19 protein-coding genes are annotated in these 25,343 nt (G+C 53.3%); all 19 read left to right on the top strand.

The genetic code is table 11. The features are described 5' to 3' along the window. Nucleotides 1-29 precede the first annotated feature (29 nt). On the top strand, nt 30-290 hold the full coding sequence (locus tag AC6I7T_RS08265; RefSeq protein WP_497792883.1) for a 4Fe-4S dicluster domain-containing protein: 261 nt from the start codon (nt 30-32) through the stop codon (nt 288-290). Between the two features lie 303 nt (nt 291-593). After that, nucleotides 594-2,210: a formate--tetrahydrofolate ligase gene (locus AC6I7T_RS08260; protein WP_497792882.1), complete on the top strand. Its 1,617-nt coding sequence runs from the start codon at nt 594-596 to the stop codon at nt 2,208-2,210. Between the two features lie 148 nt (nt 2,211-2,358). Then, a complete protein-coding gene (gene recO / locus AC6I7T_RS08255) occupies nt 2,359-3,102 on the top strand; it encodes a DNA repair protein RecO (RefSeq protein WP_497792881.1) in 744 nt (247 codons plus the stop codon). A 451-nt stretch (nt 3,103-3,553) separates the two neighbouring features. Then, nucleotides 3,554-4,510 carry a glycine--tRNA ligase subunit alpha gene (locus AC6I7T_RS08250; RefSeq protein ID WP_497792880.1) on the top strand — a complete coding sequence of 319 codons (957 nt, stop codon included), beginning with the start codon at nt 3,554-3,556 and terminating at the stop codon, nt 4,508-4,510. Between the two features lie 13 nt (nt 4,511-4,523). Next, a complete protein-coding gene (glyS, locus tag AC6I7T_RS08245; protein WP_497792879.1) occupies nt 4,524-6,614 on the top strand; it encodes a glycine--tRNA ligase subunit beta in 2,091 nt (696 codons plus the stop codon). A 166-nt stretch (nt 6,615-6,780) separates the two neighbouring features. Beyond that, nucleotides 6,781-7,392, top strand: coding sequence for a hypothetical protein (locus AC6I7T_RS08240; RefSeq protein ID WP_497792878.1), 612 nt, complete (start codon nt 6,781-6,783; stop codon nt 7,390-7,392). Nucleotides 7,393-7,567: 175 nt separating this feature from the next. Beyond that, the gene (locus AC6I7T_RS08235) at nt 7,568-10,015 is read left to right on the top strand and encodes an LptA/OstA family protein (protein ID WP_497792877.1); all 2,448 of its coding nucleotides are present in this window, start codon (nt 7,568-7,570) and stop codon (nt 10,013-10,015) included. Continuing rightward, nucleotides 10,015-10,743 carry an LPS export ABC transporter ATP-binding protein gene (gene lptB / locus AC6I7T_RS08230; protein WP_497792876.1) on the top strand — a complete coding sequence of 243 codons (729 nt, stop codon included), beginning with the start codon at nt 10,015-10,017 and terminating at the stop codon, nt 10,741-10,743. The genes AC6I7T_RS08235 and lptB overlap by 1 nt, the downstream gene beginning before the upstream one ends. A 102-nt stretch (nt 10,744-10,845) precedes the next feature. Then, nucleotides 10,846-12,516: an RNA polymerase factor sigma-54 gene (gene rpoN, locus AC6I7T_RS08225; RefSeq protein WP_497792875.1), complete on the top strand. Its 1,671-nt coding sequence runs from the start codon at nt 10,846-10,848 to the stop codon at nt 12,514-12,516. Nucleotides 12,517-12,566: 50 nt separating this feature from the next. Further along, nucleotides 12,567-13,235 carry a ribosome hibernation-promoting factor, HPF/YfiA family gene (gene hpf / locus AC6I7T_RS08220; RefSeq protein WP_497792874.1) on the top strand — a complete coding sequence of 223 codons (669 nt, stop codon included), beginning with the start codon at nt 12,567-12,569 and terminating at the stop codon, nt 13,233-13,235. A gap of 115 nt (nt 13,236-13,350) precedes the next feature. Next, the gene (locus tag AC6I7T_RS08215; protein ID WP_497792873.1) at nt 13,351-15,402 is read left to right on the top strand and encodes an EAL domain-containing protein; all 2,052 of its coding nucleotides are present in this window, start codon (nt 13,351-13,353) and stop codon (nt 15,400-15,402) included. Between the two features lie 155 nt (nt 15,403-15,557). Further along, complete coding sequence (rapZ, locus tag AC6I7T_RS08210; RefSeq protein ID WP_497792872.1) at nt 15,558-16,481, top strand: RNase adapter RapZ; 924 nt, start codon at nt 15,558-15,560, stop codon at nt 16,479-16,481. Nucleotides 16,482-16,614: 133 nt separating this feature from the next. Beyond that, nucleotides 16,615-18,477, top strand: a complete 1,863-nt coding sequence (locus AC6I7T_RS08205) for an ABC transporter ATP-binding protein (RefSeq protein WP_497792871.1) — start codon at nt 16,615-16,617, stop codon at nt 18,475-18,477. Continuing rightward, on the top strand, nt 18,474-19,394 hold the full coding sequence (locus tag AC6I7T_RS08200) for a YicC/YloC family endoribonuclease (RefSeq protein WP_497792870.1): 921 nt from the start codon (nt 18,474-18,476) through the stop codon (nt 19,392-19,394). The genes AC6I7T_RS08205 and AC6I7T_RS08200 overlap by 4 nt, the downstream gene beginning before the upstream one ends. Before the next feature lie 36 nt (nt 19,395-19,430). Then, nucleotides 19,431-20,123, top strand: a complete 693-nt coding sequence (gene gmk, locus AC6I7T_RS08195) for a guanylate kinase (protein WP_497792868.1) — start codon at nt 19,431-19,433, stop codon at nt 20,121-20,123. A gap of 50 nt (nt 20,124-20,173) precedes the next feature. Then, entirely contained in the window at nt 20,174-20,404 is a 231-nt protein-coding gene (gene rpoZ, locus AC6I7T_RS08190; RefSeq protein ID WP_497792867.1) for a DNA-directed RNA polymerase subunit omega, read from the top strand. A 274-nt stretch (nt 20,405-20,678) separates the two neighbouring features. Next, complete coding sequence (coaBC, locus tag AC6I7T_RS08185; protein WP_497792866.1) at nt 20,679-21,935, top strand: bifunctional phosphopantothenoylcysteine decarboxylase/phosphopantothenate--cysteine ligase CoaBC; 1,257 nt, start codon at nt 20,679-20,681, stop codon at nt 21,933-21,935. 3 nt (nt 21,936-21,938) lie between these two features. Then, nucleotides 21,939-22,829, top strand: a complete 891-nt coding sequence (locus AC6I7T_RS08180) for a uracil-DNA glycosylase (RefSeq protein ID WP_497792865.1) — start codon at nt 21,939-21,941, stop codon at nt 22,827-22,829. A gap of 20 nt (nt 22,830-22,849) precedes the next feature. Continuing rightward, nucleotides 22,850-25,336, top strand: coding sequence for a replication restart helicase PriA (gene priA / locus AC6I7T_RS08175; RefSeq protein ID WP_497792864.1), 2,487 nt, complete (start codon nt 22,850-22,852; stop codon nt 25,334-25,336). The last annotated feature ends 7 nt before the right edge of the window (nt 25,337-25,343 follow it).

The raw sequence follows: 25,343 nt of genomic DNA, 5'->3' as shown, positions 1-25,343 counted from the left end.
TTGTGACGTCTACCGGAGAGACGAACTACATGGCCTACGTAATTGCAGAACCTTGCATTGGTACTAAGGATACGGCCTGCGTTGACGCGTGTCCTGTTGATTGCATTCACCCCAAGAAGGATGAAGCGAAACACGCCGAAGAGGTGCAACTCTACATTGATCCCGTAGAGTGCATCGATTGCGGCGCCTGTGTCCCGGCGTGCCCTGTTTCGGCAATTTTTGCTGCCGATGATCTGCCAGAAAAATGGCAGAGCTTCGCCCAAACGAACGCAGCATTCTTCGGGCGCTAAGGCTTCTGAGGTTTCGATGTTGGCCCGGAACGGATGCATGCGTAGCCGCTTCCGTCGAAGCATGGCTACACTTTGCTTATCGTAGTTAGGCCGTACTCAAACCTAAATCCTTCTTTACCGTAGTATCCGGAAGCGCGCAGCTCATAAAAGCTGCGCGCTTCTTATTTATGCCAGACTTGTCTCCGGGTTTTATTCCGGAGAGCATTCTCAAAATAGTCGTGGGCAGGATCTTCCTTCAGAAACATGCAATCGAATGGTCGACGCACTATGTGAAAACGCTGTAACCTGTTAAAAACGGTTGCTATGTCTAAACCATCGATTCTGCCCATTCAGGAGGTAGCGCGCAAACTCGCGTTACCGGACGCTTTGTATGAACCTATTGGAAACTACGGCGCCAAGATTAAACTCGAGCTTCTGAATGATCAGAATTTCCCATCCAAAGGCAAGCTGGTTCTTGTAACTGCCACTACGCCGACAGTATCCGGCGAGGGCAAGACCGTTATTTCGATTGGCTTGGCCCAGGGGCTGACACACATTGGCAAGAAAGCGATTGTTACCTCCCGCGAGCCTTCTCTTGGTCCTGTCTTTGGTCTGAAGGGTGGAGCTGCCGGTGGCGGACTATCCCAGGTTGAGCCCAGCCAGAAGATCAATCTTCATTTTCATGGCGATTTTCACGCTATTGCTGCTGCGCACAATTTGCTGGCAGCGATGGTGGATGCACATATCTTCCATGGAAACACCTTGGGCCTGGTGCCTGAGAAGGTCACCTGGCCTCGCACTATGGACATGAATGACCGGGCACTGCGGAATATCGTTGTTCAGGTCGATGGCAAGCGAGAGGGAGCGAATCGCTCCAGCCGTTTTGTGATTACGGCAGCTTCCGAAGTAATGGCGATTGTAGCTCTGGCTTCCAGCCTGGAGAATCTCCGCGAACGTCTGGGACGTATCGTGGTGGGTACAAATCGGGAAGGCAAGCCCGTTTGCGCGGAGGATCTGGGGGCTACGGGAGCCATGATGGCTCTGCTCTCCGAGGCAATTCTGCCGAACCTGGTGCAGACGACCGATGGAACTCCTGCCATGGTTCATGCTGGGCCCTTTGGAAACATTGCGCACGGGACCAGCAGTATCATCTCCCACAACATGGGGCTTCGCCTGGCGGACTACATTGTCAATGAGGCTGGCTTCGGTGCCGATCTTGGAGCGGAGAAGTATTTCGATATCGTGATGCGTTATTCCGGTATCGCTCCTTCTGCAGCCGTCCTGGTGAGTACAGTCAAAAGCCTGGTGGAGCAGGGTGAAGGCAGCCTTGAAAAAGGGTTTGCCAATCTTGATCATCACATCGGAATCCTGCGCGGTTTTGGCGTTCCGATTGTCGTTGCCATCAATCGCTTCCCGGCGGATTCCGAAGAGGATCTGGCTTGCATCGCTGCCCATTGTGCTCAGCAGGGAATCGAGACCTCGCCTGTAGAGGCCTTTGTTAAAGGTGGTGCCGGTGCTGCCGATTTGGCCCGGAAGGTTGTCGCTGCGATTGACAAGAATCCCAAGCCGGATGTGAAGCCCTCCTACGAACTGTCTGCCTGTTTCGAGGAGAAGATCAGGTCGGTTGCACGCAAGATTTATGGCGCATCGGATGTTGTGCTGAGCGAGAATGCGAAGGCGAAGCTTGCACAAATCGCAGGGTGGGGCTATGGAAATCTTCCAATCTGCATTGCCAAGACTCAGTATTCGCTCTCGGACAATCCAAAGCTGCTAGGCGCTCCCAAGGATTGGTGCTTGCAGGTAACGGACGTTTCGCTCTCTGCCGGTGCGGGATTCGTGGTGGCAATTGCGGGCAACATGATGCTGATGCCTGGATTACCGAAGTCTCCCCGTGCACTCGATGTAGATGTCGATGCCGAGGGGCAGATTATCGGCATGTAGGCGGCAACTGGCAACCGTTAATCTCTGGTTGTTCTAGAACCGTTTCTACAAGGCAGCAAACTTTCGAACAGCAACAGGAAGGGGCCGATTTCGATCGTGCCGCTTCTCCTGTGCTGGTTTCGCTCTCGTGGCTGTATTCTGTTTTTCTGTGGCTGCTAGTCAATCGGAAGCGGTTATTTTACGGACGTGGCCTATTCATGAGGCCGACCTGATTGTCTCTCTGTTTACGAGAGAGCACGGCAAGATCAAGGGTGTAGCCAAATCGGCGATGAAGTCTCGTCGCCGGTTTGGAGGGGCCTTGGAGCCGATGACAGCTGTCCGTGCAACATACGTATTCAAGCCTCGCCAGGAACTGGTTCGCTTGGATTCCTGTGAGATTATTCAATCTCCACTCTCCGCCCCGGTCGATTATCTTCGCGTTTCCGTTCTGTCTTTCTTCAGCGAGGTTCTGGAAGAGATGCTGCCTGATCAGGATCCGCAAGAGACCGTTTACCGCCTCTTGGTCGCGGTTCTTGAGTACACCCGTGTAGAACAGGCATGGATGCCACTGACCTACTTTTCTCTCTGGATAACCCGCCTGATGGGTTGGCTTCCGGATATCGGCCGTTGTATGGTTTGCGGAACCGTACTTGCCGGACAGAATATCTATTTCCATTTTTCCAGTGATGGCCTGTTTTGTTCGCTGCATCGCAAAGGCAATTCCGGACAGCTTTCCGCCGACTCTCACAGTCTGGCTCTAAGGATTCTCCGGGCTCCTGTATCGGCTTTTGTTCAGGAGTCCTGGCCACGCAAGCGAGCCGCCGACCTGAGACGTTTCCTGGTCCAGTCGCTGGAGCGGCACCTGGAGCACAAGTTGAGGACTGCGGATGTCCTGGTGCGATTAGGTGGGTGAAGGATTGCATTTCCCACTATCCGGAAAGATCCCTGTTGTATCCAACCTGCCGGACGATAAGAAAGAAAACACTCTATAGTGCTTTTGCCCTGTGACCTGGAGCGTGGTGGTTTTAGAGCATTTTAGGTTTCGGTAAGGATGCCGTTTGGATAGCGGTCCCCGGTCTACCTCGAAATCTGAAATGCGCTTGTATTCATTAAATATTCATTTCGAATGAATATTTAAAGCCGCAGTGACGCCAATTAAAGATTACAGAAAGGGTGAAAACGCCGTAGAATCTGCTTTTGGATAAAACCTTTCACATTCGTGCGGGCTGTTAGCTTCAACTGGCGTTTCCCTCCTCAACGCCATCTTGTTACGATGCCAGATAGGCCTCAGCGGTGTGAAAACCATGGACCTCAAAATATTGTTAGCTGAAGAGAGTCGTAAAGTGCCTTCCAGGAATACACAAATGCCCGCTTCGGGCAAAGACGGTAAGCCTACGCCACTCACGTTTCAGGAACTATTGTTCCGCTTGCAGAGCTTCTGGGCAGAGCGCGGTTGCGTTTTGCAGCAGCCCTATGACGTAGAGGTAGGAGCCGGAACCATGTCGCCAGAGACCTTTCTGCGCGTACTCGGTCCAAAACCCTATAGCGTTGGCTATGCTCAGCCTTCCCGCCGTCCTGCCGATGGCCGATATGGTGAAAACCCGAACCGCCTCTTCAAGCACACGCAGTTTCAGGTCATCCTTAAGCCACCACCGGAGAACATCCAGGATTTGTACCTGGAATCACTTGCGGCTATTGGAATCGACCTTCGAGTACACGATCTGAAGTTCGAAGAGGATAACTGGGAGTCTCCAACGCTTGGTGCCTGGGGCATCGGTTGGCAAGTCATGCTCGATGGGCTGGAAATTACCCAGTTCACCTATTTCCAGCAGTGCGGTGGAATCGATCTGGATCCCATCTCTGCGGAGCTGACCTATGGTCTGGAGCGTATTGCGGCGTTCCTGCAGGATGTCGATTCGATCTACGACATTGTCTGGGCGAAGGATCCGGTGACCGGCAAGCCTGTGACCTATGGAGAAGTACGGCTTGCGGAGGAACTGCAGTTCTCGGTCTACAACTTTGAATATGCCGACGTAGAAAAGTTATGGGAGCACCTGCGCTTGTACGAATCGGAATGCCAGTCGCTTATTGATCAGGCAAATGCGATTCCTGCCGATGCTGCCGAAGACATCCGGAAGCGCTTCCCCGTGCTGGGAGCTTTCGACCTGTGTCTGAAGTGCTCGCATCTCTTCAATCTGCTCGATGCTCGTGGGGCTATTTCTGTGACGGAACGTGTTGGCGTGATCGCCCGTATCCGGACCCTTGCAGTTGGTGTTGCTAAAGCGTATGTCGCGCAACAAGTCGAGACGGTCTCGGCTTAAAGGATTGGGGATCATGGCTGACTTTCTACTTGAAATTGGTTTAGAAGAAATTCCTGCCCGCATGATTGAAACTGCGCAGGCAGAGTTATACCAGCGCGTGACTCAATTGTTGGTGCGCGAGAAATTGCTGGTTGAGCCAAAGGGCTCAAGCTATTCGACGCCGCGGCGGCTTGCCGTTCTTGTACATGATGTTTTGTCAAAGCAGGAAGACACGGAAGAGGTTCTGCTAGGGCCGTCTTGCAAAGTTGCTTTCAAGGATGCGGCACCGACAGCTGCGGCTGAGGCTTTTGCAAAGAAAGCAGGTGTCACGGTTGCCGATCTTAAGAAGGTGACGAATCCGAAGGGCGAGTATGTTAGTGCGACGGTGAAGCGTGTGGGGCGTACGGCTGCTGCTGTGCTTTCCGAGCATCTTGCCAAGGAAGTTGGAAGCATCTACTGGCCAAAGAATATGTACTGGCGTCTGGGCAAGCCTGAGCGGTTTGTTCGTCCAGTCCGCTGGCTGGTGGCCTTGCTCGACGAGGAAGTGATTCCCTTCGAGTTCGGCGGAATTACGGCTTCGAATACCAGTCGCGGACATCGCATCTTGCACGGCGATGCGCCTCTGGCAATTCCGGCCCCGAAGAAATATGCCGCAACGCTTGAGTCGGCGAAGGTCATCGTCGATTCGGAGCAGCGTAAGCAGATTATCCGCAAGGCTCTTGACGCCCAGGTAAAGAAGGTTTCCGGTGCACGCTGGCGTGAAGACGCCGGACTGCTGGATACGGTGGTTCACTTGACCGAGTATCCGGCGGCGTTGCTCGGCGGATTTGAAAAGGAATATCTCTCGCTTCCGGAAGAAGTCCTGGTTACAGTTATGCGTGACCACCAGAAGTACTTTGCTGTTGAGGATGCGTCCGGCAAATTGGCAGCGAATTTTCTGGCTGTTTTGAATACCGAGGGTGACCCTCAGGGGCTCATTCAGCATGGGAATGAGCGAGTCCTGCGCGCTCGGTTCAACGATGCGCGATTCTTCTGGAATTACGATCAGAAGATCAAGTTGACCGATCGCGTCGAGATGTTGAAATCCGTTACTTTCCAGAAGGACCTTGGAAGTTACTGGGAGAAGACGCAGACGACGCTTCGTGTTGCCGAAGCTTTGGCCTCCAAGCTGAAGTTGGAGAAAATTCAGCTGGACGAAGCGGCATTGAAGCAAGCCGTCCTCTTGTCCAAAACTGACCTTACGACTGAGCTAGTCAAGGAATTTACAGAATTGCAGGGTGTGGTTGGTGGCCTTTACGCACGTGCGCAAGGTTTGGGAGAGACCGTGGCTCAGGCCATTTACTGGCAGTACTCTCCGGCTTCGTCTGAAGCATCAATTCCTGCAAATGTAGAAGGACAGGTTCTAGGACTCGCGGATCGCATCCAGACGATTGTGGAGATGTTTGCCATCGGCCTGGCGCCAACCGGCTCGAAGGACCCCTTCGCTCTTCGTCGTGCGGCCAATGCCATTGTGAAGATTCTCGCGGAATCGAGCTTGCCGCTTCGTCTGGATAGCTTAGTTGTGGAAGCTCTTAGCGTAACTGGACGTCCTGACAATGGTATTCTCGCGTTTCTGCGTGAGCGGGTGCACTTCTACCTCAAGGATGTGAAGGGCTTCTCCTACGATGTGGTCAATGCAGTTCTGGCCGCCGGAGGAGACGACATTCCGGATGCCATCGGTCGTTGCGAGGCGTTGACCGCGGTTCGCGGCTCGGAGGATTTTGCCGCTATCTCGACCGCCTTTAAGCGGATCAAAAATATTCTTCGTCAGGCTGCTCAGGCTGGTGAGAAAGTGGATGATGTCCGTTACGTCGAACTTCTTCCCAATAGCGATCCGGCGGAGGAGAAGTTGCTGGCCAAGATGCAGTTCTTGGCTCCTACAGCAGATGCGCTTCGTGCAAATCGTGAGTACAAGGAATCGCTGGAGATGATTGCGACGCTCAGACCCGTCATCGATGCCTTTTTCGACAAGGTCATGGTGATGGCTCCGGAGCCGGAACTTCGTCGCGTACGGTTGAAGCTGATCACCGCAGTCTTGCAGAGCTTTACCAGGATTGCCGATTTCAGCGAAATAGTGACAAGCTAGCTTCGATTGCCCCATTCTTTTCGTCCCTGGAGGGTGAAAAGAATGGGGTATCAGCAAGCTTCTTTCATCTCCTTTTTATTGCGCGGATGGAAGAATGCGGTATCCCTGCAAGTGGCCATCGACAGTTCCCAAAGCACCAGAGACGGAATTGCTCTAAAATTCCCACATGGCAGACCAGCTATATCTCAGCTTGTGGTTCCCTAATTTGCGTTTGGAAGGGCTGGCTCCCGCTCTTGAATCTGTTCTTTCCCAGTTCTCAGCGATAGGAGGATCCTCCCGCGTCTTCGCCGCCACGGTATACCCTCTCTCCTGGAGTGAGGCACCGGTATTTCAGAACGTTTACGGAGACGGAGAGGATGGCGCAACACTGCAGCAGGCTATTACCGAAGCTCTGGAGCTTCTCCACGACGATTTTGCCTATGAATTCCAGATTAAGTGGGAGATGTGGGTTCCTGAAGTCGGCGGAGGATTGGACCCGATCTGGAAGAAGGAAGCTCGAACGGTACGTGTAACGGCTTTTGGCCCGCAGTTCGATGAAGGTGTTTATGACCAGGAAGGCCATATTCGGATAGACTTCGGTACCGATACGACATTTCTCCTGGAGGATCTAGATCTAGACGAGGTTGCTGCCGACCGGGTTAAACAGAATGTGCAGCAGTTGGTAGACCTGACGAATCTGATCCAGCAGAACTGTGGCATCTCAAGTCGTTTGCTATGGTCGGAGTCAGGTGAGAATTTAGCGCAAAAGTTGATAGAGCGCTTGCAGCGTGTGAACTAGGCCTTAGAGCATTTGTGGTTTGGTGTGATTCGTCAAAGGATGGCTACGCACTTCCGATTCTGGCTGGACAGTACCCATGACCTGGAATGCTCTAGACAATTCTTCTCCTGGTATCGTCTATAAGGGATACTCCGGGTCATCTGGCTTGAGGTTTTGCTGAAAAGAGAAAGTTTTCATGCGCATTACGATTGAACAATTGCGCACGGCGATAGTTGGTTTCGCCTTACTGCTGATTGTCGGAATTATTGGATTTCTCGGCTACTCCCACTACCAGCGTCGCTTCTTGACCCAGGATTTGCCTGCCAAGCTCGGAGCTCATATCAAGTCTTCCGGGCGAGGCATAACGTATTCTCCTTCGGGCAAGAAAGGACATCCGCTGTTCTTTCTGAGTGCCGAGAAGGTCGTGCAATACAAGGAAAAGAATCGCCAGATACTGCAAGGGGTCAACATCATTCTCTACGGTCCCAATGGAGATCGTAACGACCGGATCTTTGGTAACAACTTTGAGTACGATCAAGACGACGGCATCTTCCGTGCTCAGGGAGAAGTGCAGATCGATCTCGGGGTAGCCGCATCGCAAACCCCTATGCCAGCGGGTGCTGCGCCTAAAGCTCCGTCCGAGACACAACGGGAAGCTCCGGACGAAAAGAGTACCGTGCATATAAAAACCAGCAATCTGGTTTTCTATAGGGAAACCGGGAATGCTGTGACCGACCAGGTAGTGGAGTTTCATTTCCCAAAGGCTGCCGGATCTGCAAAAGGTGCCAATTACGATTCGCAAAGTGGCGTTTTGACCCTGCAAAATGCTGTTGCCTTAAATTCCAGCGCGAATGGCGATCCGGTACAGGTGCATGCGTCTCATGCGCAAATTGCGCGTGAAACTCAGCAGTGCTACCTGCTCAACGTAAGCACCGATTTCCAGAATGAGCGGAGCACTGCAGATTCGGCAATCGTACATTTCCGTAAAGATGGAACGGCAGAATCTATCGAGGCAAAAGGAAACGTCCATTTGCGCAGTGATTCCGGTCAGGAGCTGACCTCACAATTAGGGGAGATGCAGCTGGATCAGCGCAGCCAGCCGAGATCGGCGCACTTTAGTCACGGAGTACTGTTCAACTCCGAAGATACTCTTCACCACATGCATGGTACGGCAGGAGAGGCTTTCGTGGATTTCGCTTCGAAAGCTGCCCCCAAGCATGCTCGTTTTCTTCATGCCGTTTCCTTTGTGGATCAGCAATCCGGGCTTCCTAATGATGCTCACGGTTCTCTCACCAGGGAGATGCGCGGCGCACAGCTGGATATCGATTTCGCAAGCGACGCACAGCAGCGCGCCCGGGTCCAAAAGGCTCTGGCCCAGGGTGGGGCTACAGCCGTACTTCATACTGTTCGGACAAAGGCTCCTCAGCAATTGACAACGGTAGAAGCGGATAGCCTGTTAGCCAACTTCAATAATGAAATGGCTATCTCCGAATTGCTCGGCAATGGACACACCAAGCTGACGGATCTAGCTGCCGATGGGACAACTCAGGTTTCCACCGGAGACTCTCTTGTAGTCCAGTTCGAGCCGGAGGGCCGGAAGCAGAGAATCAAGCATGTGTCGAAATCGGAGACGACTGCTTTGTCGTCGTTGAATTCGGAGACGGTACAGATCCATTCGGCGGTGCAGAGTGGTCACGTAACCCTGCTCCAGCAGCCTCCTAAGGGGAAGACTGCTGCGGATGGTTCTCCGGTAACCCCGCTGATTGCCACTGCAGAGAAGGCCGATTACCAGGCCACCCAGCAGGTATTGAAGCTTACGGGGAGTCCTCGTGTTCATGACGGAACGTTGGACTTGACGGCACAAATTGTCGAGTACTCCCGGGTCACCGGTGATTCCTCTGCAAGTGGAGATGTCAAGGCGACCTATCTGCAATCCGGTTCAACGAAAGGCAAAGGAGCAGGGAAGTCTGGTCAGCCAGGAGTCTTCGGGGGGCAGGGGCCGGTGCACATCATCTCCGAAAAGGCACATCTGGATCATGGTACCGGCGATGCTACTTTTACCGGACAGGCTCGTCTCTGGCAGGATAGCAATTCCATTTCCGGTCCTTTTATCGAGCTGTCGAGGACCCGCCAGACTTTGAAGGCACATGTGGATGCTTCCCGTCAGTTGGTGAATGCGACCTTCCTCTCTGCTGGAGACAACAAGCAGGGGCCGTCCGTTGTGCGTGTGACCAGCCGGGATCTGGTCTATTCTGATGCCGAGCGTAAGGGACTCTTCCGTGGCGCTGTGGTCGCTCAAAGTGGGACTGTCACTATCCGGTCCGCTCAGGCCGAGGTCTTCCTTCTGGATGCCTCAAGCAAAAACGCGGCTAAAAATACCCGTTCCCAGGTAGATCGCCTGGTGGCAACCGGGAATACGGTTTTGACCCAACCGGGGCGAAAGGCCATCGGTGAGAAGCTAATTTATACCGCTTCCGACGGGAAATTCATTTTGACTGGAACGGATTCCGTTCTGCCGCATCTCTATGATGAAACCCATGGCAATGTTACCGGTGAGGCTTTGATTTTCAGTAGTCGGGATGATAGCGTCAACGTGGAAGGTCAGGGGCAGAAGTCGATTACACAAACGCGTGCGCCCAGATAATGCAAAAGCTTTCAACGGAAGAAATCGGTAAGTCCTACAAGGGGCGCCAAGTTGTTCGAGGAGTCAGCATTGAGATTTCCCAGGGGGAAGTTGTCGGTCTTCTTGGACCCAATGGTGCTGGCAAGACCACCAGTTTTTACATGATTGTCGGCCTCGTTCCTCCTGAGACGGGCAGAATCCTGGTAGATGGCCAGGATATTACCCGAGTGCCGATGTACCTTCGCGCCCGGCAATATGGAATCAGCTACCTTCCGCAGGAGCCCTCAGTTTTCCGTAAATTGACGGTGGAGGAAAATATCCTCGCTGTTCTGGAAGCCCAATCCCTTTCCTGGGAGATGCGGCGTTCCCGGATGGAAAAGTTAATTGATCAATTATCCCTGGGTCATATTCGTAAGACCAGAGGATATGCGCTCTCGGGTGGAGAGCGCCGGCGTGTTGAAATTGCGCGCTGTCTTTGTATCCAGCCTTCTTTCATCCTTCTGGATGAGCCCTTTTCCGGCATCGATCCTATTGCTGTATTGGATTTGCAGGAGATTATTTCCAATCTCAAATCCAGTGGCATCGGGATACTGATTACGGATCATAATGTTAGGGAAACTCTGTCTGTGACGGATAGAGCTTATATCATTAACGAGGGCAAGATTTTCCGAACTGGAACGCCCCATGAGCTTGGGCGAGATCCGGAAGTCCGCCGGGTTTATCTGGGTGAAGGTTTTTCCCTAAATTAACTTAGCTCCCGCAGCTGTCCTTAATTGGGTTTGCAACGAGCGGGAGGAATTGTACACTGAGAGCAATTTCCAAATAATTCTATTATTCTGCTGTAGTTCCTTATGGCCTTGCTTCAGCCCAAATTGAGTTTGAAGGTTGCTCAGCGACAGGTTTTGACACCTGGACTGATGCAGATGGTCAGTGTCCTGGCTCTGAATAAGCTGGAACTCAAGGAAATGATCAATGCAGAGATAGTGGAGAATCCGGTTCTTGAAGAACTGGACGAGAGTGTACCGCTTCTAGACGATGTTGAAGGGAAAGAAGCAGAACGTGATCGCACGCCTGAAGAAGCTTCCGCAGAAAAGGAAAAAGATCCCTTTGATGAAATCGACTTCGGAAGTTATTTCCAGGACTATCTTGATCCCGGTTATCGTACTCAAAGTAATTACGAGGAGTTGGATAAACCCTCCTTTGAGAACTTTCTAGCTCAGCCGAGCACTCTAACCGACCATTTACTCTGGCAGTTAGGAGCTCTGAATCTTCCCGATGCTATCCGGGGAGTTGCCGAATTTATCATCGGTAACCTCAATGAGGATGGTTATTTATCGGCTTCGGAAGAGGACCTGATTCAGGGTGCCTTCGAGGAGAATGCAGCTCTGTTGGCAGAGCCGTCTCACAATGGTGTAGTTCCCGAGATTCCTCTATCCGACCAGGTACCGGTTGCGCAGAATGGCAGCTTTACTGCGACAACCCCTCTCAATGGGCACGTTCATCAGGTTTTCCGTGCGGTACTACACATTGTCCAAAATCTTGACCCAATTGGGATTGCTACGAAAGACCTCCGGGAATGCCTCCTGGTGCAGATTGCTGCTCAGCAACGGGAAATTGAGGCACTTTCAGAGCGCCAGCGGCATGCAATCGAAGAAGAGGATCTGAATGTTCCTATTCCGGCCGACGAGGAGATTCAGGAAGTAGCGGTACGCCGGAAGCTGCTTGCTGTAGCACATCGGATTGTTGACTGCCATCTGGCTCTCTTGCAGCGCAAGGATATTCGGGAAATCGGCAAGGCTGCCGGTTGTTCTCACGATGAGGTTCAGCAGGCTCTGGACTTCATACGTACCCTCGATCCGCGTCCGGGTCAGCGCTATAACCGTACCGAAGCAAGACTGATCGAACCCGATGTTGCCTTTGTAAAACGTGATAACGTGTACGTCGTTGTCATGAACGAGGAGGATTTGCCCACTCTTCGATTGAACCAAAGGTATCGTAGGTTGCTGACTCAAGGCGATGCAACGAAAGACGTGAAAGATTACGTCAAAGAACGGTATCGCTCTGCATTGCAGTTGATGCGAAATATTGAGCAGCGCAAAAATACGATTCTGCGAACCTGTGAATCGATTGTGCGCCGCCAGCAAGAGTTCCTTGAACTTGGCATGGACGCGCTGAAACCGATGATGATCAAAGAAGTTGCTGAGGAGATTGGTGTACATCCCTCCACTGTCAGCCGAGCCGTTAGCAATAAGTACGTCCACACTCCGCAAGGAGTCTTCGAGCTACGGTTTTTCTTCTCTGAAGGTGTCAATGGGCCCGAAGGAGCTGGAACTCCTTTGCTGTTGCTCAAACGTAAGGTCAAAAAATTGATCGAAGAGGAAGATCCCCGCAAACCTCTTACCGATGATCAAATTGCTGCTCTCCTACACTCCCTAGGAATCAGCGTGACCCGCCGCACTGTGGCAAAGTACCGGGAAGATATGAACATTCCTAGTACACACCAGCGGCGAAAGCGGGACTGATTGATGTAGAATCGCCTTCCTTACAAGAAGTACAAAGCCTGGAGGAAACCATGCAGGTTGACTATACCGGCCGACAGGTCACCATCACCAAATCCCTTCGTGCGCTAGCGGAGGAATCCGCTGAACGTATCGTGACAATCCTGGGCAAAACAATTGATATTCACGTCATTCTGACAAAGGAGAAGTATCGTCAGATGGCAGAGGTCACGGTTAAGACCCGGCTGCAAACACTGGTCGGAGCTTCCGAGTCCACGAATTTGGAAACAGCCCTGCGCGAAGCACTCGAGAAGGTGGAATCTCAGGCCGTGCGTTTCAAAGAGCGTTTGCGGGAAAGTAAGCGTCAGCCGAAAAATGGAAAACATCCGGAAGAGCCTGAACTGGCCAGACCCCGTCGTGGAGGCGCAGTTCCTAACCCCGAGGAAATGGACGCTGAGGATAAGCCGATGAACGGAACGTCGAAGGCAGCCAAGTCTGGAAAGGGGGCAAAGGTCGCAGCCCCGGTTACCGTGCACTCGTTCCCTGCGAGGGTTCCAATTCCGGAACCGCACGTGGTGCGTTCCCCCGATTCCGTGGCTATCCGCCCCATGACCCTCGAAGAAGCTGTGAAGGAAGCTGAATTCCGGGATCGGGATGTATTTGTCTTTCGTGACATGGAGGGAAATGTCAATATCCTTCACCGGAAACGCGACGGCAAAATGGAACTGATCGAAGTCCCATAATGTTTCGGTTTCCCAAATCGAACTCTGTATTGCGAGCGTTCATTTTGCGCTATAGCTCTACTCGATTTCCTGGCTGATACTGCCATTTGAGTAGTTCATCGCAACACGGAAGACGATGATTCAGAACGTAGATAGTAGCGGGCAGAGACTCACCGGCAATAGCTTCGATACTCTGCCCGCCTATGTGTTTGTCGAACGGCAGGGGAGGATCGTATACGCCAATCTGGCGGCGCGCGAGGCATTGGGCGCAGAGCCGGAAGAGGCCTTTGATCGTCCCACAGGTGAGATCTTCTGGGAACTCATCCCCAGCCGAGTCTCTCTATCCGGACTGACAAATCTTCCCGATCAGACTCAAGGTTTCGAATCCCGAATTCGTGGGGCCGAAGATCGCGTGATTCCTGTACATGGAATTTGCAATCTCGCAGATCCCATAAACAGTGAAGCCATTATTATTGCGGTGCCATTGCCGCCCCAGAACACCTCTCCGGCAAATTATCTCGAAGAACTACTCAGCAGTGCTCCTGAAGCGGTTGCGATTACCCGTGGATCTTTGATCCTGCATATCAACCCGGAATTTACCCGGCTCTTCGGATATTCACCGGAGGAAGCCATCGGCAAGGATATCGATGCGCTGATCCTTCCGGAACATTGCCGCCAGGAGAAAGAAGAACTGTATGCGTCGGCCGATGTGCAGGGGCGAGCATCGGTTGAGACGGTCCGACAAACGCGTTCCGGGGATTTGATCGATGTGGCCCTGCTAGTGTCGCCTGTGACGGTTCAGGGGCAACGGGTAGGCTATTACGCCAGCTACCGGGACATTCGTGATCGTAAGCAACGAGAGGCAAAGTTACGTCACGATGCATTGCACGATGGCCTCACCGGACTGGCCAATCGCACGCTGTTCCTTGATCGGCTCAAGACTGTGATGACTTCTCGGACTCATCGAGAGGACGCAGGTTTTGCGGTAATGTTTCTCGATCTGGACAAGTTTAAGGAAGTAAACGATACCCTGGGGCACGCAGTTGGCGACGAGGTACTGAAGATTGTTGCTCAACGCTTGCGATCCTGCTTTCGGCCTCAAGATACGATTGCGCGTTTTGGTGGGGACGAGTTCGCCATTCTGCTTGAGAAGGTAAACAATCCTTTGGATGTGCGTAGAATTGCCGGACGTCTCGAACGCGAGATCGCACAGCCCATGCATTTCTCCGGTGATACTTTCGATCTCTCGGCTAGTATCGGAATTGTTTTTGGTCCCTCGGCTCACAATTTGCCCGAGCAGATCCTCAAGGATGCCGACTATGCGATGTATCGGGCAAAGTCTCTTGGAGGCAGCCGCTATGAGATCTTTGACAACTTCATGCAGGTGCATGCTTCTACTCAGCAGCAGAAGGAAGCGGATCTGCGGCGGGCAATCGAGAAGAAAGAATTCGAAGTCTGGTATCAGCCCGTATATCTGTTGAGCAGCGGCAGCTTGGAAGGCTTCGAGGCCTTGCTACGATGGCGGCGTCCGGATGGCTCGTGCGTATCGTTTCTAGAGTTGTTACCAATTGCCGACGAAACCGGATTGATGATTCCGATTGGCAGAGAAGTCATTGAGAGGGCTTGCCTGCAATTGCGCGGCTGGATGGAGATGCAGGGGCAGCCCATCACGATGAGCGTGAATGTTTCGGCCCGCCAGTTTATGCAGCCGGATCTTTGCGACAAAATCTTACTGATCTTGGAGCATACAAAGGTTCCGGCAGAGCGGCTTCGTCTTGAGATTCCGGAGACAGCACTCAATCAGAATCTCGATGCGGCGGCAACGGTCATGCAGAGGCTGATAAATCTCGGAGTACAGGTCGTGCTGGATAATTTCGGTTCGGACCTCGCAGCTTTAAATCATTTGCTTGAGCTGCCTATCAGCATGGTCAAGATTGATCGCCGCCTTATCTCCCGCTTGCCTTCCTGTGGCAGGCATCAAGCATTTCTTGAAGGGTTGTTCGACCTTGGGCGTGCCCTGAAATTGAGAATGGTTGCCGAAGGTGTTGAGACCATGGACCAATTCGAAGTCTTGCGCGATCATGGTTGTGAATTAGCCCAAGGACACCTCTTCGCCGAACCCGTAAATGCGGAGAATGCCACCGTATTGTTGCAGCAAGGGCGCTGGCCCTCCGTCTTCACTGCGTAGGGGATAGCAAACTAAGCTTCCATAGATCTTCAAGTGCCCTTTGTTCTTTGGAGTACCTTGGGCGCCAAGTTTACACATTCCCCGGGACTGCAATGCTACGATGAACCATGCCTCGCAAGTCCAATTCAGCGAAGCCTCTTCAACTACGGCGATCCATGAATAAGGGAAAAACACGCAGACCAATGCGCGCTCCGGTGCGTAGGGAAGCTGGACCTCCCGAAAACGCGGGAGAATTGGTGATCTTGACTGGCCTCTCCGGATCGGGGAAGGCCTCGGCTCTGAAAGCCTTTGAGGACCTGGGATTCTATTCCGTCGACAATATGCCTCTGGAGTTGCTGCCGCGCTTTGCGGATTTAGTGGGCCAGTCTCCAGAGATCAATCGCGGAGCAATCGTAATTGATGTTCGTGAGGGGCAAAGTCTGGATCGTTTCCCCTCCTTGCTACGGGAAGTACGCAAGACTCTGGCGACCAAGGTTATTTTCTTCGACGCCAAAGATCCCATTCTCATCCGTCGATTTTCTGAGACCCGCCGCCCTCACCCTTTAGGCCGTGAGGAGATGGTGTTGCGTTCTATCAAGGCAGAGCGCAAGTTGATGGACCCGATCCGAAATGTTGCGGACATCATCATCGACACCTCCAATTTCAACGTTCATGAGCTGCGGAGCTATATCCAAACCCAGTTCACCCGTGGCGGGACGGACAGCAAAAACCTGCTGGTTTCGTGTATCAGCTTTGGATACAAGAACGGGCTTCCTATGGAGGCCGATCTGGTCTTTGACGTTCGTTTTCTCCCGAACCCGCATTTTGTTCCCGAATTTCGCCCCCTGACGGGAAAACACCGGAAAGTGGCCGATTACATTCGCCAGTTTCCGCAGACCGGAGAATTCCTGGACAAGACCACGGATCTGCTGCTTTTTCTGCTTCCCCATTACATCCAGGAGGGGAAAAGCTATCTGACTGTGGCTTTTGGGTGTACCGGTGGGCAACACCGCTCGGTAATGATTGCCGAGGAGATCCGGAAACGCCTCCGTAAGGAGGGGTACAGTGTCAAATCTGCACACCGGGATATGCCTCGTTAGGAGGGGCGCCGGGTGTTTCTCGTCAAAAGCTAAAACGGTCCGGTTTTCCAGAGCGACCCGACGGATACAATAGGGAAATGATCCCAGGTTCAATTCGGATTCTGTGGCGTCGCTCCGGAGCTGACCAGCAACAATGAAGAATCTGCTCCGACTTCTGCGTTACGTCCTTCCGTATTGGCTACAATCCCTGATTTCTGTTCTCCTCATGGCGGTAGTTGGACTGCTGGATGCCTTTCGTCTGCTGCTAATTGGGCCTATCTTCGACCGGGTTTTGAACCCAGGGGCCGCAGACCGTCAGATTCCGATTGGCGCCGGAAGCTATCTCCATTTCGATCTTGAGAAGATATTTCCGCAATTTCTCCATTTGCATGATCCCTGGATGATTGTTGCGGTGGCCTTTGTCGGCTCGACCGTGCTGAAGGGTATCTGCGATTACACCGGTACCTATCTGGTCAACTATGCCGGCTTCGGCATGATGACGGATCTCAGAGATCAGCTCTATGAAGCGATCCTGCGCCGTTCTGTTTCCTTCTTTCAGAAGCATCCCACCGGTACGATTCTTTCCACGCTGATCAATGACATTGAGCGTGTGCAGTATGCCATGTCGTCGGTGTTGTCGGAATTCTTGCAGCAGGCTTTTACCTTCATCTTTACGACGATAGCGGTGGTCGCAATCGGAGGGAAACTGGCATGGCTGCTGCTGCTGTTTATCCCCGTGGTTATTACCTCGGCCCGCAAGATCGGGCGCCAGGTTCGCAAGACCACCCGAGGGGGCCAGGATAAGCTGGCCGAGATTCAGAACATCCTGCATGAAACGATCACAGGTAACCGGATTGTCAAAGCGTTCAATACCGAGCTTTGGGAACTCCTGCGTTTTCGGACCGCTGCACACAGACTCTTTCGAGCAAATTTGAAATCTGTGCGTGCCCAGGCCATCAGTTCTCCGCTGATGGATACGATCGGTTCGATTGGTATCGCTCTGCTTCTCTTCTTTGGCCGTAACCTGATTGGGAACGGAACGTTTACCTCCGGAAATTTCTTAGTTTTCCTCGTTGCTCTTTTCAAGCTCTACGATCCGGTCCGCAAGTTTGCCTTGTTCTACAACAATTTCCAGCAGGCGCTTGGTGCGTCCTCTAACATTTTCGAATACATGGATGTGCAGGACGAGGTGAGGGAGAAGCCTCGCGCGCTTGCGATCTCCCGTTTTCACAAGAGCATTCGTTTTGAGAATGTAGGTTTCAACTACAAAGACGAAGAAGGCGAAAAGCAGGTTCTTCACGACGTCAATCTGGACGTAGAGCACGGAGAAGTTCTGGCTCTGGTCGGACCGAGCGGTGCCGGAAAGACGACACTCGTTAACCTGATTCCCCGGTTCTTCGATGTCACCGAAGGCCGAATTCTTGTAGATGGCCACGATGTTCGCGATTTGACGCTGCATTCGCTACGTGCACAGATAGCCAAGGTTACGCAGGAGACGATCCTGTTTAACGATACCGTTCACAACAATATTGCCTATGGGCAACCGGATATTTCGCGTGACCGGGTGATTGAAGTCGCTCATGCAGCATTGGCTCACGACTTCATCCTGAAGATGCCGGAAGGTTACGACACGGTTATCGGCGAGAAGGGATTCCGGCTCTCAGGTGGAGAACGTCAGCGTCTGGCAATTGCTCGTGCCTTGCTCAAGGACACGCCGGTCCTGATTCTGGATGAGGCGACCTCTGCCCTCGATGCCGAGAGTGAATCTCTGGTGCAGGCTGCACTCGGAAACCTGATGACGGGGCGTACCGTGGTGGTAATTGCTCATCGCCTCTCGACTGTACGTCGGGCGAATCGGATTGTGGTCCTGGAGGATGGACGGATCACAGCGGTTGGTCCGCATGAAGAATTGCTGCAGAAATCCCCCACTTACCAGCGTCTCTACCAGCTGCAGTTTATGGATGCTACCGATCTCCTCAGCTTAGAGCCTGAACTTTCCACAAAGGCGGAAGAATGACCTCTCCTCAATCCCCGAATGCCCGGGTGTATTCCATGACGGGTTTCGCCCGCGTAGCTGGGCGAGTTACAGATGCTTTGGGATTCTCGCTCACGATCAAGAGTGTGAATCATCGATTTCTCGATCCTCACCTTAGATTGCCCTCAGGGCTGGAATCGGTCGAGATGCAGATCCGCCGATTGCTGAAAGAAAAGCTGGTTCGCGGACATGTGGAAGTCACTCTTTCCCTGGAGCGCAGTGTGCAGACCAGTGCCCAATACAATCATGAATTCGTCGCTTCCTACATTGCGGCCTTTCGATCTGCACAGCAGGAGCACGGTCTTTCCGGGGAACCGGATCTGAATACCATTCTCCGCCTTCCTGGGGCACTGTCAGCCGATCAATCCTCTTCCGAGCAGGATATGGCGGCTCTGGAACCCGAGGTTGTAAAGCAACTGGAGAGTGCTCTGGTTGCCTTGAACGAAATGCGAGCCCAGGAGGGGCAGGGACTTGTTCGCGAGCTTCATGGAACCCTGGACAGGCTCAGCGAAGCCGTTTCCAGCGTCTCCGAGCTCCGTCCCGAGGTTGAGCGAGCCTATCTGGAACGTCTGAACCAGAGGATTTCGGATTTGCTGAACGGCAATTACGAGAAGGATCGGGTCCTACAGGAAGCTGCTCTGGTTGCGGAAAGAAGCGATGTGGAAGAGGAGATCGCGCGCCTTCGGACGCATATCGATCACTTCCGCTCGTTACTCGATACCGGCGGGGAAATTGGTAAGAAGCTCGATTTCCTGCTCCAGGAGATGAACCGGGAAGCCAATACTCTGCTCTCCAAGACCACCGGGGTGGCGGGGAAGGGGACCAGGATTACCGAACTGGGCCTGGCTATGAAATCGGAGATAGAAAAGGCACGTGAGCAAGTGCAAAATATTGAATAGCGCTTCGCTCCCCAAAATTTAGAACGAGAAAGTCACTTGGCGGGAATTCTCTTTATCATTTCGGCGCCTTCGGGCTCTGGCAAGTCTACGCTTGTCAATCAGTTACGTTCACTAGTACAAGGCCTGGAGTTTTCAGTTTCTTGGACGACGCGTCTACCTCGTGGATCAGAACAGGATGGACGGGAATACCACTTCACCTCTCGCGAAGAGTTTGAACAGCTCATCTCCAAGGGTGAGTTCCTGGAGTACGCCGAGGTGTTCGGCAACTACTATGGGACGCCCAGGAGTGCTCTGGCCGCTGCTAAGGCAGAGGGCAAAGATTTGCTGTTGGACATCGATGTCCAGGGAGCTACTCAAGTTCGCGAAAAAGCTCCCGATTCAGTAAGTATCTTCGTTATGCCGCCGAATCCAGAGGTTTTGGCTACGCGTTTACGCAATCGCAGCCGGGCCGAAGGGTCGGTCGACGACGCGGTTATCGAGCGGCGTTTGGCAAAAGCTCGTATAGAAATTGAGAATTATGCCGATTACGGTTATATTCTCGTCAACGACATGCTAGACCGTGCCGTCGAAGAACTGGCCGCTATCGTGCTCTCGGAGCGCGCTAGACGCGGCGGGGCTCCACTCAATGCAGAAACGGCCCGATTAACTCAGATTGCTGAAAGCTGTTCTCTGGCCCGTTCTGCAGAGCGTCTTCGCCCGGTGTTGGCCTCCTTCGGCATTGCGATTTAACCCGCAGCCCACGCTTGAGCATTGCTCAGGCTTACTTCTGGAGGACAGACATGACGATTGAGAAAGAGTTCGATAGCAATTACCGTTATGTGCTCGTAGCAGCCCGGCGAGCACGTCAACTGCAAAACGGTTCTCAACCGTTGGTGGAATCGAGATCTCGAAAGGCCTGCCGTGTTGCTCAGGAAGAGATTAAGGCCGGTAAGGTTGCATATGTGAAGCAGGATGCGCCTGTTCACAAACCGGACGTAGATGCTCCAGATATTCCGATTCTCGCCAGCTAGCGTAATTCAGGTTTCGGTATATACCGGGAATTGATCTCTGCGTGGCCATTCCGTCGAAGAATGGCCGCACTTGATGGATTTTTGACAGACCGTGCTAAGACCTAAAATGCTCTGATTCGTCAGTTCCCCCGCATTCCTCGATTTTTTCAAATACGAATGCAGCCGTTCTCGTTTGAACGGCTGCATTTCGTACCGGTTTTTCCTCAGGAAAGGTTGCGTTTTCGCCTAATTTCTCCCGGATACGAGGGCCGGGAAAACGGTCTACAATCTTTCTATGAATGTCACGGTTGGCGTCAGCGGAGGAATCGCTGCGTATAAATCCGCTGAATTAGTGCGCGCTCTGCAACGTCAGGCGTTGGATGTTCGCGTCGTTATGACGGCTGCTGCGCAGAAGTTTATCCAGCCTCTTACATTTGCTTCGTTGACAGGTCATAAGGTCGTTACCAGCCTGTGGAACGAAGATTGGGATGAAAACGCAGATCAGTCCACTCTCGATTCCAGCATCGAGCACATCTCTGTTGCCGAATGGACCGATGCACTGGTGGTAGCTCCCGCCACAGCCAATGTTCTTGCCAAGTTCGCACACGGAATTGCCGACGATTTTTTGAGCACACTTTATTTGGCCACAACAGCTCCCGTCGTAGTGGCTCCGGCGATGAACGTGAATATGTGGAATCACCCTGCTACGCAGCAGAACCTGGATATTCTGCGCAGCCGGAGCGTAAAGATTGTAGATCCCGAGACTGGATATCTGGCCTGCGGTATGACCGGGGCCGGACGTATGGCGGATCCTGCGGTGATTGCTGCAGCCGCTATGGATCTTCTCCAGCATCGTCATGATCTTGCCGAAGAGGTTGTGCTGGTCACGGCTGGCGGAACGCGGGAGGCACTGGATCCTGTCCGCTTCCTGGGAAATCGCTCCAGCGGAAAAATGGGATATGCGCTGGCAGAGGCTGCAATGAGTCGTGGTGCCCGGGTGATTCTTGTAACCGGACCAAGCGCGCTCCATCCTCCGGCTCACACCGAAGTCATTCATGTCACCACCGCTGACGAGATGCGCCAGGCAGTGATGAGTCATTTGGAACAAGCGACTATCGTGATCAAGGCTGCCGCCGTCGCCGACTACCGGCCCGTGGTTCGAGCGGAACAAAAGCTCAAGCGGTCTGCCGGGCCCCTGACATTGGATCTGGTTCCAACCGAGGATATTCTTGCCGAAGTGGTGCAACGCCGTCGTTCTGGCCAGCTGGTGATTGGGTTTGCGGCCGAAACGGAGAACGGGGTTCAATACGGGCGAGACAAATTACTGCGTAAGGGTGTGGACGCAATCGTGATGAACGATGTGTCTCGCGAAGGAGTCGGCTTCGATTCCGACCATAATGCTGCGACATTCCTGACTGCCACGAAAGCAATCGATCTTCCTGAGATGACGAAGCGTAAGTTAGCCGATCGCATTCTTGAGGAGGTTCTGGCCTTGCGCCGTCCGCAGTCCGTTGTTGCCGAAACAGGCTCAGGTAGCCTGATGATTGAGTAGAGGATGCCGGTAAAGCTCGATTCACAATTTCGCGAAGCTCTGGCTGCTCGCCTGGAGTATTACCGCGATCTTGGCATTTATGATCTCTATCGCAGGGGAGAACCGCTGTCCGCCGAGGAGATCGTATTGTCTGCCGAAGCGGAGCCTGCAGCTCCGGAGCCGCAACCGGTGGCCCCAGCCGTGGCACCCGTTGTGCAGGAAGTGCCGCCTCCACCCGCTCTTTTCCCGTCGATATCAACTGTTGAGGAGTCTGAAATTCCGCCCCGTAAGCCTTTTCCGTCTGCACCTCCCGTAGCCCCGGCTGTATTGCCGGCGGATAAAGCCTCTGCTCTGCAAGTGGTTCGAGAGGAAATTGGTGATTGTTCCCGTTGTGCTTTGGCTGCGGGAAGAAACAAACTCGTCTTTGGTGATGGCGATCCGAATGCCCGCCTTTTCTTTGTCGGAGAAGGTCCTGGAGCCGACGAAGACGCTCAAGGTCTTCCGTTTGTCGGCCGCGCCGGTCAGTTGCTGAACAATATGATCCATGCCATGGGCCTGAATCGTGAGCAGGTTTATATCGCGAATATTGTGAAGTGCCGTCCTCCACAGAATCGGGTCCCTGAACCGGTCGAAGCCCATACCTGTTCGCCTTTCCTCTTTCGGCAGATCGATATCGTAAAACCCGAGATCCTCGTAGCTTTGGGTTCTACTGCCGCTACTTACTTGCTGGGTGCAAAGAGCTCGCTCTCTTCTCTTCGTGGGCGCATTCATCATGTCCGTGGAGCGAAGTTAATCGTCACCTACCACCCGGCCTTTCTGCTTCGCGATCCTCGTCAGAAGAAAGAAGCGTGGAAGGATCTTCAGATGGCAATGGCCGAACTGGGACTTCCTTTACCGAAGCGCTCTGAATCTTGATGGAGGCATGTTAGCTTTTCATGCCTTCCTTCTGCGATGTGGCTCTTCCTGTTCCGCTGGATCGGGTATTTACTTACTCCCTTTCGGTTTCAAACCCTTCCGGAGAGGAAGGGGGAGAACCTCCGCAGGTCGGATGCCGTGTCGTTGTTCCTTTCCGCAATGAAAAGATGATCGGTGTCGTCATGCGCCTGCATGATGAGGCACCTCCCGTGGATGCGCGTCCGCTGGAGAGCATTCTCGATAGCGAGCCACTACTCTCGCCGCAGCTGATGGAACTGGCCGGATGGATAGCACAGTACTATCTGGCACCTATCGGCGAAGTCTTGCGTACCATGCTGCCGCTGATGGCGGAGGTTCGTAAACACGTCCTTTACCGGATCACCGATGCGGGGAGAGAGATTCTTTATCAAGGGTCGCTTCTTGGCAGTTCGCGCCGGTCTCGTCTTGCTCCCGAGCAGCAGGATGCCGAATATAACGTCCTCAATTATCTCGAGCCAGGCGATGCCGTTCGAGCGAATACTCTACGTTCGGCTACAGGAGCCTCTCGTGACTTGTTGACCGGCATGCTGCGGAAGAAGTGGATCCAGCGCGAAACGATGGCCAATCAGCGAGACGCCAGAAGACTTGTGCGTTTTGCGTGCCTGGTTTCGGATGCACGGCTTCCGAAGCTGAATGCAAATCAACAGGCCATTCTTGCCGAATTGGCGGGGGCTGGAAATGAGCTGCCGGTTTCGGCTCTACGCGAACTTCCTGTTCCCAATTCCACTCTGGATACGCTGGTTCGTCGCGGACTGGTCAGGATAGAAGAGCGGCCTGCTGAGTTTCATATGAGTGGTCTGCTGCATCATGCTCAGCCTGAACATGTTCTGAATAGTGCTCAGGAAGAGGCTTTGGAGGCGATCACCTCCACCTTGGGGAGTTTTCGTACTTGCTTGCTACACGGAGTAACAGGCTCGGGCAAGACCGCTGTCTATATGGCGGCGATGAAAAAGGCTCTCAGTGCGGGGATGACGGCTCTTCTGCTCGTGCCTGAGATTGGCCTGACGCCCGCCGTTGCTGCTCAGCTTTATCTGACCTTTGGATCGGATGTGGCATTGTTGCATTCGGCGCTTACGCCCGAAGAGCGTGCCGAGCAATGGCATCGTATTCGGCGGGGCGAAGCTCCAGTGGTTGTAGGAACACGTTCGGCTATTTTTGCACCCTTGCCTCGCTTGGGTCTGATCATGGTCGATGAGGAGCACGATTCCAGCTATAAGCAGGAAGAGACCCCTCGCTATAACGCACGAGATGTGGCTATCGTTCGCGGCAAGCTGGTGGGTGCGACTGTCGTTTTAGGTTCGGCTACTCCCTCTCTGGAGTCCTGGCAGAACTCGGTTAACGGAAAATATCACCGCATTGAGATGCGTGAGCGTGTAAATCATCGGCCTTTGCCGGAAGTGACTCTGGTCGATATGCGGCAGGAGTTTCAGGAGACAGGGCAGGAGCAGCTATTCTCCCGCTTGTTGGTGGAACAAACAGAAGCAACTCTCGGTCGTGGAGAGCAGGCGATTATCTTGCTCAATCGCCGAGGTTATTCTTTTGTCGTAATGTGCCGGAGCTGTGGCGAGAAGCTGGAATGCGAGAACTGCGCAATTTCGCTGACCTATCACAAACCGGTTCCCAACTCCGATGAGCATGCCCATGTCGGGCAACGGCTGGAATGCCACTATTGTGGTTACAAAAGAAGTGTTCCCAAGAAGTGTCCCAAGTGCGAGAGCGAGCACCTCTATTTCCTCGGAGTTGGATCTCAGCAAGGAGAGGAGCGCCTTCAGGAGATTTTTCCACATGCCCGGATCGGACGAATGGATCGTGACACCGTACGCGGTCGCCATGACTTGGAACGGCTGCTGGAGAAACTACACTCCGGAGAGATCAATCTTCTGGTGGGTACCCAGATGATAGCCAAAGGGCACGATATCCATGGTGTCACTCTGGTTGGGGTTGTCGGAGCCGATCACGCGCTGTCGTTACCGGATTTTCGTGCTTCCGAACGAGTCTTTCAGCTTCTGACACAGGTATCGGGAAGAGCTGGCAGGGGAGAATTGCCAGGCCGGGTGATTGTCCAGACCTACCATCCGGATCACTATGCAGTTCAATGTGCATCGCAGCACGATTTCAACTGCTTCGTGGAAAAGGAACTGAAGTTCCGCCGCTGGATGCACTATCCCCCATTCGGGGTTCTCGCAAACCTTCTCATTCAAAGCCCTCGCCTGGAGGAGGCAACCGGATGGTCGGCGGCGCTGGGACGTTGGTTCCAACAGACGCATCTGGATAAGATCCGGGTTTTGGGCCCAGCGGCGGCTCCCATCTCTCGTGTGAAACGTATCTACCGTTTTCACCTGGTTCTCAAAGCCGAGAGCCGCGCTTCGATGCAGAAGACCCTGCGGGCTGCCCTGCAGTATGCCGACAGCATAGGCATTCCACGCCGGGGTTTGATTGTCGATGTCGATGCTATGAACCTGATGTAGCGCCGAA

It is taken from the genome of Humiphilus diazotrophicus (assembly GCF_059726315.1).
The sequence above is the reverse complement of the archived record's forward strand: the minus strand, read 5'-3'. Positions and strand labels throughout refer to the sequence as shown.

Coding starts and splice junctions, on each gene's coding strand:
- AC6I7T_RS08265 (WP_497792883.1), top strand. CDS start 30: ATGGCCTACGTAATTGCAGAACCTTGCATTGGTACTAAGGATACGGCC.
- AC6I7T_RS08260 (WP_497792882.1), top strand. CDS start 594: ATGTCTAAACCATCGATTCTGCCCATTCAGGAGGTAGCGCGCAAACTC.
- AC6I7T_RS08250 (WP_497792880.1), top strand. CDS start 3,554: ATGCCCGCTTCGGGCAAAGACGGTAAGCCTACGCCACTCACGTTTCAG.
- glyS (WP_497792879.1), top strand. CDS start 4,524: ATGGCTGACTTTCTACTTGAAATTGGTTTAGAAGAAATTCCTGCCCGC.
- AC6I7T_RS08240 (WP_497792878.1), top strand. CDS start 6,781: ATGGCAGACCAGCTATATCTCAGCTTGTGGTTCCCTAATTTGCGTTTG.
- AC6I7T_RS08235 (WP_497792877.1), top strand. CDS start 7,568: ATGCGCATTACGATTGAACAATTGCGCACGGCGATAGTTGGTTTCGCC.
- lptB (WP_497792876.1), top strand. CDS start 10,015: ATGCAAAAGCTTTCAACGGAAGAAATCGGTAAGTCCTACAAGGGGCGC.
- rpoN (WP_497792875.1), top strand. CDS start 10,846: ATGGCCTTGCTTCAGCCCAAATTGAGTTTGAAGGTTGCTCAGCGACAG.
- hpf (WP_497792874.1), top strand. CDS start 12,567: ATGCAGGTTGACTATACCGGCCGACAGGTCACCATCACCAAATCCCTT.
- AC6I7T_RS08215 (WP_497792873.1), top strand. CDS start 13,351: ATGATTCAGAACGTAGATAGTAGCGGGCAGAGACTCACCGGCAATAGC.
- rapZ (WP_497792872.1), top strand. CDS start 15,558: ATGAATAAGGGAAAAACACGCAGACCAATGCGCGCTCCGGTGCGTAGG.
- AC6I7T_RS08205 (WP_497792871.1), top strand. CDS start 16,615: ATGAAGAATCTGCTCCGACTTCTGCGTTACGTCCTTCCGTATTGGCTA.
- AC6I7T_RS08200 (WP_497792870.1), top strand. CDS start 18,474: ATGACCTCTCCTCAATCCCCGAATGCCCGGGTGTATTCCATGACGGGT.
- rpoZ (WP_497792867.1), top strand. CDS start 20,174: ATGACGATTGAGAAAGAGTTCGATAGCAATTACCGTTATGTGCTCGTA.
- coaBC (WP_497792866.1), top strand. CDS start 20,679: ATGAATGTCACGGTTGGCGTCAGCGGAGGAATCGCTGCGTATAAATCC.
- AC6I7T_RS08180 (WP_497792865.1), top strand. CDS start 21,939: ATGCCGGTAAAGCTCGATTCACAATTTCGCGAAGCTCTGGCTGCTCGC.
- priA (WP_497792864.1), top strand. CDS start 22,850: ATGCCTTCCTTCTGCGATGTGGCTCTTCCTGTTCCGCTGGATCGGGTA.